Here is a 14,516-nt window from a genome sequence, read left to right as displayed (position 1 = left end):
CTCGGTTCCGCGCGCAAGAACCGCGCGAACAAGGCTAGTTGACTGTCCGTCAGTGTCCAATCACGGTAGCGACAGAGACCTATCGACATATTTATAGTTGGGCGGGGCCGGGGGGCCGTACGAAGGGGCACCAAGAGGGGTGGGCGTGCCATGGATCTGGCGTTGCTGCGCACGTTCGTGACCGTGCACCGCGCGGGCTCCTTCACCCGCGCCGCGGCGCTCCTCGGTCTCTCCCAGCCGGCCGTCACCTCACAGATCCGCACGCTGGAAAGGCAGTTGGGACGCCCCCTGTTCCTGCGCAGGGCCCGTGGTGTGACGCCCACGACCATCGGTGACGAGCTCGCGCACAAGGCCGCGCCACACCTGGACGCGCTTGTGGAGATCACCGAGTCCGACCTCGACGAAGAGTCCTCCCTGCGCACGCTGCACCTGGCCGGGCCGCCGGAGTTCGTCGCGGAACGGGCCCTGCCCGCACTGACCGGACTGACCGGCGACGACGGACAGGGCTTCGCGCTGCGTACCTCCTTCGGGACCGCCGAGGAGATCCTCGACGGACTGTCCGCCGGACATCACGATCTGGCCATCAGCACGGCCCGGCCCCGAGGCGGACTGCTCACAGCGGCTCCGCTGTGCGACGAGGAACACGTCCTGGTCGCCGCTCCGCGCTGGGCCGAGCGGATCGCCCCGGCGACACCGCGCCGCACGGTCGCGCCCGCCCTGGAGACCGTCCCCGTGATCGAGGTCCACGAGTCGCTCCCCTTCACCTCCCGCTACTGGGGCTCGGTCTTCGACGCCCGGCCCGCGGCGGCCGGCACAGTGATCGTCCCCGATCTGCGCGCGGTCCTCGCCTGCGTGGTCGCCGGCGCGGGACTCGCGGTGCTGCCCCGGTATCTGTGCGCGGCCGCCCTCGGGCGGGGCGAGATCGTGCCCCTGCACGAGCCGGCGGTACCGCCGCTGCGCACCTACTTCCTCGCGGTCCGCGCCGGCACGCTGGCGATGCCGCACATCGCGCGGGCCCACGAGTGGCTGCTGCGGGCGGCCACCACCTGGTACTGAGTGAACCGGTACTGAGTGAAGAGGAAAAGTGCGGCTACTGGGCGAGGGAGAACAGCGCGGCGTGAGACCGAAGCGGCGTGCGATGTTTCACGTGGAACCAGCCGGGCCACATTTCTCCCATGACCGTCCGACCCGTGGTCAAGCGCACCGCCCGCGCCGTTCTCCTCGACGGTGACGACCTGATCCTGATCAAGCGCACCAAGCCCGGTGTCGATCCCTACTGGGTCACTCCCGGCGGCGGGGTCGAGCCCGAGGACGCGACTGTCGTCGACGCCCTGCACCGCGAGGTGCACGAGGAACTCGGCGCCAAGATCATCGACGTCGTGCCCTGCTTCGTGGACACCGTGGAGCACATCGGCGAGGACGGCGGCGCGACCGGTGTGAAGGTGCAGCACTTCTTCGTCTGCCGGCTGGAGTCCATGAACCTTTCCCAGCGGCATGGCCCCGAGGTGGACCAGCCCACCGGGGAGTACGAGATCGTGCGTGTGCCGTTCACACGGGTCGGCATCGCCTCCGTCCACCTCGTCCCACTGTCCCTGCGCCACTACCTGGACGGGAATATCGAGGGCGTGCGGGCCATGCACGCTCCCGACCTGGGCTGAGGACCGGTCGGTCCGGCATGGCCAAAAGCACGTACGTGTGGTCCCAAACAGGTGGACGCCGAGGGGGTCCTTCGGACAGCCTGACCTGCGTGTCGACTCCTTCTTCCGCGCGTTTCCCCATCCGCCGCCTGACGCTTCGCGATCTCACCGCCTGCGCCGACTTGTCCGAGAACCGGGGATGGCCGCGGGAGGAGCACAAGTGGAGCTTCCTCCTGACGGCCGGGACGGGCTACGGCATCGACGACCCGGACGGAGGACTCGTCGCCACGTGTGTCGTGAGCGAGTACGGACCGCAGGGCCGTCCGGATCTCGGCGCCATCGGCATGGTCCTGGTCGCCGAACGACATGCCCGCCAGGGAATCGGACGGCGGCTGATGCGCCATGTCGTCTCGACGATGGGCAGCACCCCCCTGACTCTCCATGCGACACCGTTCGGCCGCCCGCTCTACGAGGAGCTGGGCTTCAAGGTCACGGGCAGGGCGGAGATGGTGGTCGGGCACTTCACGCCGGGCGGGCCGGATGAGCCGCGATCCCGTATCGCCACACGCGCGGCCACCGCGGCGGACCTCGCGGGCATCCTCCGGCTCGACGAGGAGGTGTTCGGCGTCGACCGGACCCCGGCCGTCACGCGACTGCCCGCGTTCGCCGACCAGTTGCGCGTCGCCGAGGAGCGCGGCCGGATCATCGGGTACGCGGCGGCCTGGCCCAACATGGACACCCATGTGGTGGGCCCCCTGATCGCCCGGGACACGGAGACGGCCAAGGCTCTGATCGCCTCCCTCGCCGCCGGAACCGACCGCCGGCTGCGCACCGACATCGACGTGCGTCACGAGGAGCTGCTGGCCTGGGTGACGGAACGCGGGCTGGCCCCGGTGGCCGGCAACGACGTCATGATGTACGGCGTCACGGAGCCGCCCGGGGACTGGACCCGCCGCTTCGCTCCGCTCACCGTCGCGGCGGGCTGAGAGACGAAGCCACTCAGTAGTTGCATGCGCGCTATATTTTTGAAGGCCGTCTATTGCTGCGCTGCTCTATCCTGGACTCAGCCGCTTCGGGACGGAGGAGACGCCCATGACAGCGACGGACCCCGCGCTCACCGCCCTGGCCCAGGGCTGGTCCGCGCTCGCCCTGCTGCACGGCGGGATCGAGACGCGCATCGAGCGAGCCCTTCAGGCCGGGCACGATCTGAGCGTGCGCGAATACTCCCTGCTCGACGTGCTCAGCCGGCAGCACGACGGTGAGGGCGGCCATCTGCAGATGAAACAGGTCGCGAACGCGGTCGTCCTCAGCCAGAGTGCCACCACCCGACTGGTCACCCGGCTCGAGGACCGCGGTCTCCTGGAGCGCTACCTGTGCCCCACCGACCGCCGCGGCATCTACACCAACGTCACCGAAGCCGGCCTCAAGCTCCTGGCGGAGGCCCGGCCGACCAACGACGGGGCCCTGCGCGAGGCACTCGACGAAGCCGCGAAGAACCCGGAGCTGGCACCACTGGTCCGGGCCGTCGAGTCCTTGCACGCGACTGCCCCGGCATAGTCCCGGCGCGAGCCGGATCGCCGCATAGGGTGCGGGCCATGGAAGATCTCGCCATACGAGCCGCCGTCGCCGCCGACATCCCCGCCATCGTGGCCATGCTCGCGGACGACCCGCTGGGGGCGCGGCGCGAGTCCCCGGACGACCTCGCGCCCTACCTGGTCGCGCTGGAGCGGCTCAGCGCCGATCCCCACCAGCACCTGGTGGTCGCCGAGCGCGAGGACCGCGTCGTCGGCACACTCCAGCTCACGATCATTCCGGGCCTGTCCCGGCGCGGCTCCACCCGGGCGATCATCGAAGCCGTCCGCATCCACGCGGACGAGCGCGGCAGCGGGCTGGGCACGCGACTCATCGAGTGGGCCATCGACACCTCACGGCGTGAGGGCTGCCAGTTGGTCCAGCTCACGTCGGACAGGACGCGCACCGACGCCCACCGCTTCTACGAGCGCCTGGGCTTCGAAGCCTCGCACATGGGTTTCAAGCTCCATCTGTGAGCACGTGAACACAAACACGCCGAGGGGCGGGCGTTTCACGTGAAACGCCCGCCCCTCGGATCGCGCAGGACTTCCGGGCTTATCCGATGCCTCGCCATCCCTCCGGGTCGACGCCGCCGGGCACGGAAGCCTCTACGTCGTACGGCTGACGCGTGAACACGAACGACCCGAGGTCCAGATGGTCCACGGACCCGTCCGGCCGCCGCACCACCCGCAGCACCTCGCCTGCGTAGTAGCCCTCCAGCCCCGTCCAGGTGCCGTCACCGTTCGCCCGGAACCGCGAACGCCGGCCGTTGCCGGACAGTGGCTCCAGCGAGGCGAGCCCGTCGGCCGTCAGCCGCAGGCCGAACCCGTACGTCCCCCAGTACCACTGTCCCGCCAGTTCCAGCACCGACGGCTCGGCCTTCCGCAGCGGCCGCCAGGGCTCCGGGATCCGCGGCTCGGCGTCGGCGACGATCCCCACGAGGTCGGCCGCCACCGCGGCAAGCGCCGGCCCGGACGTGCAGTTCGCCAGCACCACCGCGGCCACGTCGTCCTCCACTCCGATGGTGAGCGAGGCCAGAAAGCCCGGGAGCGACCCGCCGTGTCCGACCAGAAGCCGCTCGCCCCACCGCCGCACCTCGAGCCCCAGGCCGTACGCGTACCCGGATGCCACATCCGCCGCCTCGGGGGGAGCCGCCGGAGTCCTCATCTCCCGTAGCGACTCGGCGCTCAGCACCCGGTCGTCTCCCTGGACCAGGAAGACGGCGAAGCGCGCCAGATCCCCTGTCGTGGACCACAGTTGCCCGGCCGAAGCCATCCGCCCGAGGTCCTCGGCCGGTTCGGGCAGCAGCACATCGGCCCAGGGGTGCACCGCCCAGCCCCCCGCGTGCGGCGCCTCGGGACGGGCGCCCGTGCGGTGCAGGCCCAGGGGTTCGAGCACTTCCCGCCGAAGGACGTCCTCCCAGGGAGCGCCCCGCAGCTCCTCGACGAGCGCGCCCAGCAGGGTGTAGCCGGGATTCGAGTAGTGGAACTTCCGGCCGGCCGGATGGCGCAGCGGCTCCTCGCCCAGCACATCGGCCAGCTCGGGCCGCAGGGCCCCCGGCGACCTCTCCCACCAGGGCGCCGGCGACTCGGCGGCCAACCCGCTCGTGTGCGCCAGCAGTTGGGCTACGGTCGTCTCCCCCACGCCGGTGCCCGGCAGATGCTTCTCCAGCGGATCCCCGAGGTCGAGCAGGCCCTCGTCGCGCAGCCGCAGAACAAGCACGGCGGTGAAGGTCTTGGTGATCGAGCCGATGCGGTACTGCGTGTTCTGATCCGGTGCGTGTCCGTCCACCGACGTCCGCGCACCCTGCCAGACCGTCCGCCCCTCCCGGACGACCGCGGCGACGAGCGACGGCGCCCGCCCCTCGGCCTGGGCCACGGCGATCCGGTGCAGCAACGCCCGGCGAGTGCCGGGAAGCAGGTCATCCTGAAATGTCGTCATGCCCACAGTCCACCCGGAGGGCCGGGCACACGTCGAGCACATTTTTCCGCACGGCCGCGAAGAGCCGCGCTGAGCCCCGAGCACGAGGACTACCGGCGAGCCCAGATCGCGCACCGATGAGTTTCCCGAGCCGCGCTGGTCTATACGCCGGACATCCACGGACGGAAGGCTGAGCCATGCGGAAACTGATCTACGGCATGAACCTGACTTTGGACGGCTACATCTCGGCGGCCGGCGACGACATCGGCTGGAGCGGACCCCCGAGCCACGAGCTGTTCCAGTGGTGGCTCGACCACGAGCAGGCGAGTGGCCTGTCGCTGTACGGGCGCAAGCTGTGGGAGACGATGAGCTCCTACTGGCCGACCGGCGACCAGCAGCCCAACGCCACCCCGGCGGAGATCGAGTTCGCGCGGAACTGGCGGGACACGCCGAAGGTGGTGTTCTCCTCGACGATCGACAAGGTCGACTGGAACACCCGCCTGGTCACCGGCGACGCGATCGCCGAGATCACCCGGCTCAAGGCCAAGGACGGCGGCCCAATGAACATCGGCGGCGCAACGCTCGCCGGGGCGGCCATGCGCGCCGGGCTGATCGACGAGTACGTGATCGCCGCCCATCCGGTCCTGGTGGGCGGCGGCACGCCGTTCTTCACCGCGCTGGACAGCTGGGTGAACCTGAAGCTGGTGGAGACGCGGACGCTTCCCGGCGGCGTGGTCCTGACCAGGTACGAGACAAGGCGCTGAGCAGCTTCCCGCTGTCTCACGGCGGCTTGACCTGCCAGTCTCAGATTCGTGTCGGATATGCCCTCGCTTGGCCATCGCTCGTGAGATTCGGCCACGAAATCTGAGACCCTGCAGGCCAAGAGTTTAGGGTCTCGCCGCTCGTGTCGGACACCGTCCTCGTGGCCTGCGGCTTCCCCCGCAGTCTCACGACGTGTCGGACCGCTGAAGTCTCAAGTCCGTGTCGTCTGCTCGGCGGTTCGCAGCGATCCGTGCGAACCGCCGAGCCTGTGACCTGGGTGTCCTGTCGCACTGAGTCTGGCGTGTGGTGGGCTGCTGACCTGCGCAGTTGCCAGGTCGTTTGAGACCGCCGGTGGTCAGAGTTCTCAAACGACCTGGCTTTCGCCGAAGTCTCGTTCGCGAACGATGCAGGAGCGCCGCCAAAATCGCCAACAGTCCGCCGGAGATCGCCGTTCTCCATGACGCTGCGATGTGGAAAGCCCCGAGCCCGCCCTCGCCGCCTCGGATCTGCACGTGGTGATGTGCTGTGCGATGTACGCCGTTACCTGTACGCGGTGCTGAGCTGCACTGTTTGGTGGGGAGTCGAACCCCCGCGTTGCTCTTCACGCGCCAGGAGTGGGCTGGAAAACCGCCGGCCCTCGGTGTGTGCACGCCTCCGAAGCTGCTACCTGCTCCACATCGTCCCAGCTTGCTGAACTACTCAGTCCAGCAAATCGACCTCCCAGTTCGTACGCTGGATCCGCACATCGACCTCGCGGATCTCCCGGGCGAGTGCATCCGCCTGACCACGAAGATCCGCGACTGGAAGCGCAGAAAGCATCATCAGCTCGGACCGAAGCTGCCGGCCGTATCCCCGGTCGTCCTTACCCGCCGCGGCGTCCGCTGCTGCGGTGACCACGGAATGACGCAACCGCAGGACATCCCGGCGTGCGAGGGCATCGGTGAGCGTGCCGTCCGGACTCATCTCCACGGTGGCATTGGTCCGGTTGATCCGCCGGATCAACGTTTCCAGAGCATCCAGCACCTCACCGGCCTCAGCCAACAGCTGAGCTGCATCCTCGGCAGGTGTCTCCCCTTCCTGGTACCGCGCACTGCTAACGACGCGCGCTCGCAGCTGCTCTACACGGCGCGTCGCCTCCGCACGTTCTGCCAGTGCCTCAGCAAGCTTCACCGTCTCCGCCTCCCCCTCCATGAGCTCGCACGAGTATACGAGTGCTAACCAGCTCATACGCACCTGGATTTGATCCGACGGAGCCCCTGACCAGCCACTGGAGTCAGAGCGGACAGCCACTCAGAGCGCCCACGAGAGAGAATGCGACGGTTTCAGCGTGACAGGACAAGATCAAACCCCACGTACGGGGCAAACCGCCGCCCAGCACACGATGCAGTGAGAATCCGACAGCACGAACGAGAACCGGTGAGAATCCGACAACCTCAGTGCGACAGGACACTGGGCTGTCTCACGGCTGGTGTCGTATCCGACGGCGATCCGACATCAGCCGTGAGATTCCGACACGAAATCTGAGACCCTACAAAGAGCCCGATCAGGTCTGTGCCATGTCCACGAAGCGTGAGTAGTGGCCTTGGAAGGCGACCGTGATGGTCGCGGTCGGGCCGTTGCGGTGCTTGGCGACGATCAGGTCGGCCTCGCCGGCGCGCGGTGACTCCTTCTCGTAGGCGTCCTCGCGGTGCAGCAGGATGACCATGTCGGCGTCCTGCTCGATGGATCCGGACTCACGCAGGTCGGAGACCATCGGCTTCTTGTCGGTGCGCTGCTCGGGGCCACGGTTGAGCTGGGAGAGCGCGATGACCGGGATCTCCAGCTCCTTGGCCAGCAGCTTGAGGTTACGGGACATGTCCGAGACCTCCTGCTGCCGGCTCTCGGCACGCTTGGAACCGCCGGACTGCATCAGCTGGAGGTAGTCGATCACGACCAGCTTGAGGTCGTTGCGCTGCTTCAGGCGCCGGCACTTGGCACGGATCTCCATCATCGACAGGTTCGGGGAATCGTCGATGTAGAGCGGAGCTGCCGAGACGTCGGGCATCCGGCGGGCCAGCCGCGTCCAGTCCTCGTCGGTCATCGTGCCCGAACGCATGTGGTGCAGGGCGACCCGGGCCTCGGCGGACAGCAGGCGCATCGCGATCTCGTTGCGCCCCATCTCCAGCGAGAAGATGACGCTGGGCAGGTTGTTCTTGATCGACGCCGCCCGCGCGAAATCCAGCGCGAGCGTCGACTTGCCCATCGCGGGGCGCGCGGCGATGACGATCATCTGACCCGGGTGCAGACCGTTCGTCAGCGAATCGAAGTCGGTGAATCCGGTGGGCACACCGGTCATCTCCCCGCTGCGCGAGCCGATCGCCTCGATCTCGTCGAGCGCGCCCTCCATGATGTCGCCCAGTGGCAGGTAGTCCTCGCTGGTCCGCTGCTCGGTGACCGCGTAGACCTCGGCCTGGGCTCGGTTGACGATCTCGTCGACGTCGTCGTCGGCCGCGTATCCCATCTGGGTGATGCGCGTACCCGCCTCGACCAGGCGGCGCAGGATCGCCCGCTCATGGACGATCTCGGCGTAGTACGCGGCGTTGGCCGCCGTCGGCACGGTCTGCACGAGCGTGTGCAGATACGAGGCGCCGCCGACCTTGTTGATCTCGCCGCGCCTGGTCAGCTCGGCGGCGATGGTGATGGGGTCGGCCGGCTCCCCCTTGGCATAGACGTCAAGGATCGCCGTGTAGATCGTCTCGTGGGCCGGCTTGTAGAAGTCGTGGCCCTTGAGGATCTCCACCACGTCGGCGATGGCGTCCTTGGACAGGAGCATGCCACCGAGCACCGACTGTTCGGCGTCGAGGTCCTGCGGGGGAACACGTTCGAAGGCGGAGCCCCCGTCGTCCCACGCGCCGTTCTCCCGGCCGCGGTCGTGCTGGTCGTCCCGGCCGCGGTCCGTGCCGGGGCGGCGGCGGGAGGCGGGCAGACGATCACTTGGGCCGCTGTCGGCCCACGGGTCGTCCAGGGGCTCGGAAATGCTCACCGAGCAGCCTCCTCCCGTCCGCCGAGCGGACCTCGCCGTGCCCCTCTGTTGTACGGGACGGCACTGACAAAATGAGAGGCCCAACTCCGCTTCAGGCGCGTCAGGTTTATGACACTTTGGAAGCCGGCGGACGGAGCGGGCGCCGGACCACGGTAGGGCCCAGAACAGCGTCAGCCAATCTGGTTATCCACAGGCCATGTGGACGACGGCCCCGATGCTGTGGAGAACTCGGCGAAACCTGTGCACGAGCCGGTGGACAGCCCTGTGAAAAAGCCCTCGGCGTCACCCACAGACACCTTCTGACCTGCCACTTTCCCGTCCACCGGCTGTGCAGAAGAAAAACTTTCCCAGTCGGACCAAGATCGCGTCGAACGGTACGCACAAGCGAACGCCACCAAAGCTCAAGTAAGGACTGCAAGAGCTTTGCATCTCTTACCTGTGGACGATTACATTGGTGCTCATGACACAGGCCCCCGCACGCCGCCCGGCCACCCGGCGCCGGCACGACCGAGAGATCGTCGCGCTGGCCGTACCGGCCTTCGGCGCGCTCGTCGCCGAGCCCCTCTTCGTGATGGCCGACAGCGCGATCGTCGGCCACCTCGGCACGGCGCAGCTCGCCGGACTCGGCATCGCCTCGGCCCTTCTGACCACCGCCGTCAGCGTCTTCGTCTTCCTGGCCTACGCCACCACGGCGGCGGTCGCCCGCCGCGTCGGCGCGGGCGACATCCCGGCAGCCATCCGCCAAGGCATGGACGGCATCTGGCTGGCGCTGCTGCTCGGGGCCGTCGTCATCGCGGTCGTCCTGCCCACCGCGCCCGCCCTGGTGGACCTCTTCGGTGCGTCGCCCACGGCGGCGCCGTATGCGACCACCTATCTGCGCATCTCCTCACTCGGCATTCCGTCCATGCTCGTCGTCCTGGCCGCGACCGGAGTCCTTCGTGGACTTCAGGACACCCGGACACCGCTGTATGTGGCCATCGCCGGGTTCGTCGCCAACGGCGTCCTCAATGTCGGGCTCGTCTACGGCGCCGGACTCGGCATCGCGGGCTCGGCCTGGGGCACCGTCATCGCCCAGTGCGGCATGGCGGCGGTCTATCTCTGGGTGGTCGTCCGCGGAGCGCGTCGGCACCACGCCTCCCTGCGGCCCGACCGGGCCGGAATCAGGGCATCGGCACAGGCCGGTGCCCCGCTGCTCGTCCGTACGCTTTCCCTGCGGGCGATCCTGATGATCGCCACGGCCGTGGCGGCCCGCCTCGGTGACGCGGACATCGCAGCCCACCAGATCGTCCTGTCCCTGTGGAGCCTGCTCGCGTTCGCCCTCGACGCCATCGCGATCGCCGGGCAGGCCATCATCGGCCGCTACCTCGGCGCCGACGATCCCCAGGGCGCTCGCGAGGCCTGCCGGCGCATGGTGCAGTGGGGGACAGCCGTCGGATTCGCCCTCGGGCTCCTGGTGCTCGTGAGCCGACCGCTCTTCCTGCCGCTGTTCACCAGTGACGCCCTCGTCAAAGACACGGCACTCGGGGCGCTGCTTCTGGTGGCGCTCTCCCAGCCGATCTGCGGCGTGGTCTTCGTCCTGGACGGTGTGCTGATGGGTGCGGGAGACGGACCGTATCTCGCCGGGGCCATGCTGGTGACCTTGGCGGTCTTCACCCCTGTGGCGTTGCTCGTGCCCGTTCTGGGCGGCGGACTCACCGCGCTCTGGGCTGCCATGACGTTGATGATGGCGGTGCGGATGCTGACGCTGTGGCTGCGTTCCCGCTCGGGCCACTGGATCGTCACGGGAGCGGCACGCTGAACGTTTCACGTGAAACACCACGACCTGCCAGGTTTCACATGAAACACCGTTGCCCGGGCCGTTGACTCAGCCACGCGGAAGGGGCCGCATCCTCGACGGATACGGCCCCTTCCAAGTGCTCAAGCAGAGCGGAACGCCTTACGCGGCGACAACCTCGATGTTGACCTTGGCGGCAACCTCGGGGTGCAGACGCACGGACGTCTCGTGACCGCCCAGGGACTTGATCGGCGCGCCCAGCTCGATGCGGCGCTTGTCGACCTCGGGACCGCCGGCAGCCTTGATCGCCGAGGCGATGTCGGCCGGGGTGACGGAACCGAACAGGCGGCCGGAGTCGCCGGAGCGAACGGCCAGGCGGACCTTCACACCCTCGAGCTGGGCCTTGATCTGGTTGGCCTGCTCGATGGTCTGGATCTCGTGGATCTTGCGAGCACGACGGATCTGCTCGACGTCCTTCTCGCCGCCCTTGGTCCAGCGGATAGCGAACTTCCGCGGGATCAGGTAGTTGCGAGCGTAGCCGTCCTTGACGTCCACGACGTCGCCCGCGGCACCGAGGCCGGAGACCTCGTGGGTGAGGATGATCTTCATGTGTGGCTCACCCTTCCCTTAGCGCGCAGTGGAGGTGTAGGGCAGCAGCGCCATCTCACGGCTGTTCTTGACGGCCGTGGCGACGTCACGCTGGTGCTGCGTGCAGTTGCCGGTCACGCGACGGGCACGGATCTTGCCGCGGTCGGAAATGAACTTCCGCAGCATGTTCGTGTCCTTGTAGTCCACGTACGTGACCTTGTCCTTGCAGAAAGCGCAGACCTTCTTCTTAGGCTTGCGCACAGGCGGCTTCGCCATGGTGTTTCTCCTGTGTGATCAAGAAGTTGGGGTACGGCCCGCCTAGAAGGGGGGCTCGTCCGAGTAGCCGCCACCGCCGCCGGAGCCGCCGCCCCAGCCACCGCCGCCGCCCTGGTTGCCACCGGCGGGAGCACCGGTCGCCCACGGGTCGTCGGAGGGAGCACCGCCCTGCTGGCCGCCACCGGGGCCACCGCCCCAGCCGCCGCCACCCTGGCCGCCGCCCTGGCCGCCACCGCCGCCGTAACCACCCTGGCCACCGCGGCCCGAGGTCTTGGTGACCTTGGCCGTGGCGTTGCGCAGGCTGGCACCGACCTCGTCGACGTCCAGCTCGTAGACCGTGCGCTTGACGCCCTCACGGTCCTCGTAGGACCGCTGCTTCAGCCGGCCCTGCACGATGACGCGCATGCCTCGCTGGAGCGACTCGGCGACGTTCTCCGCCGCCTGACGCCAGACCGAGCAGGTCAGGAAGAGGCTCTCGCCGTCCTTCCACTCGTTCGTCTGACGGTCGAAGGTGCGGGGAGTGGACGCGACGCGGAACTTCGCGACCGCCGCACCGGACGGGGTGAAGCGCAGCTCGGGGTCGTCGACAAGATTGCCGACGACCGTGATGACGGTCTCGCCTGCCATGGGGGAACCTCTCGGCGGGTTTGCTCTGGCTGCTTGCTACTCGAATCCCGAGATCAGCTGAGCGAAGGGCTCAGTGCATCTCGGGGCGGAGGACCTTGGTCCGGAGGACCGACTCGTTCAGGTTCATCTGGCGGTCGAGCTCCTTGACGACCGCAGGCTCGGCCTGCAGGTCGATGACCGAGTAGATGCCCTCGGGCTTCTTCTTGATCTCGTACGAGAGACGACGACGGCCCCAGGTGTCGACCTTCTCGACCTTTCCGCCGCCGTCACGGACGACAGAAAGGAAGTTCTCGATCAGCGGGGAGACAGAACGCTCCTCGAGATCGGGGTCGAGGATGACCATCACCTCGTAGTGACGCATGTGGAACCCACCTCCTCTGGACTCAACGGCCACGGTCGTTCCGTGGCAGGAGGGTTGTGATGCGTACGCAACAGTGCTTGCAGTACATCAGCCGCCACTGACAACGAGGGCCGGCTGGCGGACTCTCCAGATTGGCCGTGGCTCAGCCTGGGCAGACACCGTGCAGAACGTACAGACTACCCGCACACCTGCTTCCGGTTGAAATCGGGGCGCCGGACCCGTCAACCTGGACACCTCGGGTGTGCACGGCGCTAAGATGCGCCGCTTTTCGCTGGAGGTGCCCCATGGCACAGACGATGCGACCGAACACCGCCGCGGGCGGCGGCCTCTTCGCCACCGACGGCAAGTCCCACCCGGTCCAGGACACCCTGCTCGTGGTGACCCTGGTCCTGGGCGTGCTGGCGTTCATCACCGGGCTCCTCTTCCACAGCCTGCACCTGCTGAGCTCCTGGGCCGGTCTGGTGGGGATCCTCACCGGCGCGTACGGCCAGTGGATCTCCGTGACGACGCGCGAGCGCTTCGGGCTGGTGCTCGGCCTCGGCGCCTCCGCGGTCGGCTTCTACCTCGGCCTGGCGCACGGCGGCCTGTTCGGCGGCCTGTTCAGCTGAGACCGGGCACGCCCGGCCGCTCCTCGGGGACGGCGTCCGCCGAAGACCGCGGACGCGCCCGTACGACCGCGCGACCGGCGCCACGGCGGTGAACGGGCCGGGCCGAAGGTTGTGTGCGGCCAGTCTGCGCGCTCCCGGGGCGCAGTAGGCTTCGGCGCGAGAGCCGGAGCCCCTGTACCCATGGGGACACGCCAGCCCGAGGAGCGCCCCGAATGAGCCTGACCCTGAGGACCATCAGTCGAGAGCAGCATCTGGCCTACATCCAGAATCTGCCCGCGGCGAGTCACATGCAGGTCCCGGCATGGTCAGAGGTCAAGGCGGAGTGGCGCTCGGAGAACCTGGGCTGGTTCGACGAACGCACCGGCGAACTGGTCGGCGCGGGTCTCGTCCTGTACCGCCAGCTGCCCAAGATCAAGCGGTATCTCGCCTACCTGCCCGAGGGGCCGGTCATCAACTGGTTCGCGCCGAATCTCGACGACTGGATCCAGCCGATGCTGGCGCATCTGAAGCAGCAGGGCGCCTTCTCGGTGAAGATGGGCCCGCCGGTGATCATCCGCCGCTGGAACGCCGAGACCATCAAGAAGGGCATCCAGGACTCGGACGTCAAGCGCCTGCGCGACCTGGAGGCCGACTTCATCGAGCCCCGCGCCTTCGAGGTCGCCGACAAGCTGCGCCGTATGGGCTGGCAGCAGGGTGAGGACGGCGGCGCCGGCTTCGGCGACGTGCAGCCCCGTTACATCTTCCAGGTGCCGCTCGCCAACCGGTCGCTGGAAGAGGTGCACAAGAACTTCAACCAGCTGTGGCGCCGCAACATCAAGAAGGCGGAGAAGGCCGGCGTCGAGGTCGTCCAGGGCGGCTACCAGGACCTCGAGGAGTGGCAGCGGCTGTACGAGATCACGGCGGTCCGCGACCACTTCCGGCCCCGCCCGCTGTCGTACTTCCAGCGCATGTGGACGGCCCTCAACACCGAGGACCCCAACCGCATGCGGCTGTACTTCGCCCGGCACAACGGCGTGAACCTGGCGGCGGCGACGATGCTGATCGTCGGCGGGCACGTCTGGTACTCCTACGGAGCCTCCGACAACATCGGCCGCGAGGTCCGGCCCTCGAACGCGATGCAGTGGCGGATGCTGCGTGACGCCTACGCGCTCGGCGCCACGGTCTACGACCTGCGCGGCATCTCCGACTCGCTGGACGAGACCGACCACCTCTTCGGTCTGATCCAGTTCAAGGTCGGCACCGGCGGCCAGGCCGCCGAGTACCTCGGAGAGTGGGACTTCCCGCTGAACAAGCTGCTCCACAAGGCGCTCGACATCTACATGTCGCGCCGCTGACCTGACACTCTTCGGTTCGACCCCGTCGACACCTT

16 protein-coding genes are annotated in these 14,516 nt (G+C 68.2%); 9 read left to right on the top strand and 7 right to left on the bottom strand.

The annotated features are described in order from the left end of the window. The first annotated feature begins 150 nt into the window (after positions 1-150). The 5 genes from ACIOWN_RS10630 to ACIOWN_RS10610 all read left to right on the top strand — a co-directional run bounded on the left by ACIOWN_RS10630 (position 151) and on the right by ACIOWN_RS10610 (position 3,685). Positions 151-1,056: a LysR family transcriptional regulator gene (locus ACIOWN_RS10630; protein ID WP_362356794.1), complete on the top strand. Its 906-nt coding sequence runs from the start codon at positions 151-153 to the stop codon at positions 1,054-1,056. Between the two features lie 119 nt (positions 1,057-1,175). Then, entirely contained in the window at positions 1,176-1,658 is a 483-nt protein-coding gene (locus ACIOWN_RS10625; protein ID WP_362356792.1) for an NUDIX hydrolase, read from the top strand. Positions 1,659-1,747: 89 nt separating this feature from the next. Next, positions 1,748-2,623 (top strand): GNAT family N-acetyltransferase, encoded by an 876-nt coding sequence (locus ACIOWN_RS10620; protein ID WP_362356790.1) that lies wholly within the window; start codon positions 1,748-1,750, stop codon positions 2,621-2,623. 106 nt (positions 2,624-2,729) lie between these two features. Beyond that, positions 2,730-3,194 carry a MarR family transcriptional regulator gene (locus ACIOWN_RS10615; protein WP_362356788.1) on the top strand — a complete coding sequence of 155 codons (465 nt, stop codon included), beginning with the start codon at positions 2,730-2,732 and terminating at the stop codon, positions 3,192-3,194. Between the two features lie 38 nt (positions 3,195-3,232). Continuing rightward, a complete protein-coding gene (locus ACIOWN_RS10610; RefSeq protein ID WP_401981517.1) occupies positions 3,233-3,685 on the top strand; it encodes a GNAT family N-acetyltransferase in 453 nt (150 codons plus the stop codon). Positions 3,686-3,764: 79 nt separating this feature from the next. On the opposite strand, the gene ACIOWN_RS10605 is transcribed toward ACIOWN_RS10610, so the two are convergent. Continuing rightward, positions 3,765-5,150, bottom strand: a complete 1,386-nt coding sequence (locus ACIOWN_RS10605) for a serine hydrolase domain-containing protein (protein WP_362356784.1) — start codon at positions 5,148-5,150, stop codon at positions 3,765-3,767. Between the two features lie 176 nt (positions 5,151-5,326). Between ACIOWN_RS10605 and ACIOWN_RS10600 the strand changes: the two genes are divergently transcribed. Then, entirely contained in the window at positions 5,327-5,893 is a 567-nt protein-coding gene (locus ACIOWN_RS10600) for a dihydrofolate reductase family protein (RefSeq protein WP_401981514.1), read from the top strand. A 697-nt stretch (positions 5,894-6,590) separates the two neighbouring features. Here the strand turns inward: ACIOWN_RS10600 and ACIOWN_RS10595 are convergent. Together ACIOWN_RS10595 and dnaB are read right to left on the bottom strand one after the other, a co-directional pair. Next, a complete protein-coding gene (locus ACIOWN_RS10595) occupies positions 6,591-7,061 on the bottom strand; it encodes a DIP1984 family protein (RefSeq protein WP_362356780.1) in 471 nt (156 codons plus the stop codon). Positions 7,062-7,434: 373 nt separating this feature from the next. Then, positions 7,435-8,913, bottom strand: a complete 1,479-nt coding sequence (dnaB, locus tag ACIOWN_RS10590) for a replicative DNA helicase (protein WP_362356778.1) — start codon at positions 8,911-8,913, stop codon at positions 7,435-7,437. 460 nt (positions 8,914-9,373) lie between these two features. Here dnaB and ACIOWN_RS10585 point away from each other — a divergent pair, with 460 nt between their 5' ends. Then, positions 9,374-10,711, top strand: a complete 1,338-nt coding sequence (locus ACIOWN_RS10585) for an MATE family efflux transporter (RefSeq protein WP_401981510.1) — start codon at positions 9,374-9,376, stop codon at positions 10,709-10,711. Between the two features lie 138 nt (positions 10,712-10,849). On the opposite strand, the gene rplI is transcribed toward ACIOWN_RS10585, so the two are convergent. The 4 genes from rplI to rpsF form a co-directional block, all read right to left on the bottom strand. Next, on the bottom strand, positions 10,850-11,296 hold the full coding sequence (gene rplI / locus ACIOWN_RS10580; RefSeq protein ID WP_362356774.1) for a 50S ribosomal protein L9: 447 nt from the start codon (positions 11,294-11,296) through the stop codon (positions 10,850-10,852). Positions 11,297-11,314: 18 nt separating this feature from the next. Next, positions 11,315-11,551 (bottom strand): 30S ribosomal protein S18, encoded by a 237-nt coding sequence (gene rpsR / locus ACIOWN_RS10575; protein ID WP_003949403.1) that lies wholly within the window; start codon positions 11,549-11,551, stop codon positions 11,315-11,317. Positions 11,552-11,593: 42 nt separating this feature from the next. Then, positions 11,594-12,178, bottom strand: coding sequence for a single-stranded DNA-binding protein (locus ACIOWN_RS10570; RefSeq protein WP_401981507.1), 585 nt, complete (start codon positions 12,176-12,178; stop codon positions 11,594-11,596). A 70-nt stretch (positions 12,179-12,248) separates the two neighbouring features. Continuing rightward, positions 12,249-12,539, bottom strand: a complete 291-nt coding sequence (gene rpsF / locus ACIOWN_RS10565; RefSeq protein WP_003975025.1) for a 30S ribosomal protein S6 — start codon at positions 12,537-12,539, stop codon at positions 12,249-12,251. Positions 12,540-12,823: 284 nt separating this feature from the next. Here rpsF and ACIOWN_RS10560 point away from each other — a divergent pair, with 284 nt between their 5' ends. Then, positions 12,824-13,147, top strand: coding sequence for a hypothetical protein (locus ACIOWN_RS10560; RefSeq protein ID WP_358738313.1), 324 nt, complete (start codon positions 12,824-12,826; stop codon positions 13,145-13,147). A gap of 212 nt (positions 13,148-13,359) precedes the next feature. Next, positions 13,360-14,481 carry a peptidoglycan bridge formation glycyltransferase FemX gene (gene femX, locus ACIOWN_RS10555; protein ID WP_100570509.1) on the top strand — a complete coding sequence of 374 codons (1,122 nt, stop codon included), beginning with the start codon at positions 13,360-13,362 and terminating at the stop codon, positions 14,479-14,481. The last annotated feature ends 35 nt before the right edge of the window (positions 14,482-14,516 follow it).

The organism is Streptomyces sp. NPDC087787 (assembly GCF_044743035.1).
Taxonomy (GTDB): Bacteria; Actinomycetota; Actinomycetes; order Streptomycetales; family Streptomycetaceae; genus Streptomyces.
This window is presented reverse-complemented; position numbering and strand designations above follow the sequence as displayed.

Excerpts from the sequence above, each read along its gene's own strand:
- ACIOWN_RS10570 (WP_401981507.1), bottom strand. The coding sequence starts at position 12,178 with ATGGCAGGCGAGACCGTCATCACGGTCGTCGGCAATCTTGTCGACGAC.
- ACIOWN_RS10610 (WP_401981517.1), top strand. The coding sequence starts at position 3,233 with ATGGAAGATCTCGCCATACGAGCCGCCGTCGCCGCCGACATCCCCGCC.
- ACIOWN_RS10560 (WP_358738313.1), top strand. The coding sequence starts at position 12,824 with ATGGCACAGACGATGCGACCGAACACCGCCGCGGGCGGCGGCCTCTTC.
- ACIOWN_RS10605 (WP_362356784.1), bottom strand. The coding sequence starts at position 5,150 with ATGACGACATTTCAGGATGACCTGCTTCCCGGCACTCGCCGGGCGTTG.
- ACIOWN_RS10615 (WP_362356788.1), top strand. The coding sequence starts at position 2,730 with ATGACAGCGACGGACCCCGCGCTCACCGCCCTGGCCCAGGGCTGGTCC.
- rpsF (WP_003975025.1), bottom strand. The coding sequence starts at position 12,539 with ATGCGTCACTACGAGGTGATGGTCATCCTCGACCCCGATCTCGAGGAG.
- rpsR (WP_003949403.1), bottom strand. The coding sequence starts at position 11,551 with ATGGCGAAGCCGCCTGTGCGCAAGCCTAAGAAGAAGGTCTGCGCTTTC.
- ACIOWN_RS10625 (WP_362356792.1), top strand. The coding sequence starts at position 1,176 with ATGACCGTCCGACCCGTGGTCAAGCGCACCGCCCGCGCCGTTCTCCTC.
- ACIOWN_RS10585 (WP_401981510.1), top strand. The coding sequence starts at position 9,374 with ATGACACAGGCCCCCGCACGCCGCCCGGCCACCCGGCGCCGGCACGAC.
- ACIOWN_RS10630 (WP_362356794.1), top strand. The coding sequence starts at position 151 with ATGGATCTGGCGTTGCTGCGCACGTTCGTGACCGTGCACCGCGCGGGC.
- ACIOWN_RS10600 (WP_401981514.1), top strand. The coding sequence starts at position 5,327 with ATGCGGAAACTGATCTACGGCATGAACCTGACTTTGGACGGCTACATC.
- femX (WP_100570509.1), top strand. The coding sequence starts at position 13,360 with ATGAGCCTGACCCTGAGGACCATCAGTCGAGAGCAGCATCTGGCCTAC.
- rplI (WP_362356774.1), bottom strand. The coding sequence starts at position 11,296 with ATGAAGATCATCCTCACCCACGAGGTCTCCGGCCTCGGTGCCGCGGGC.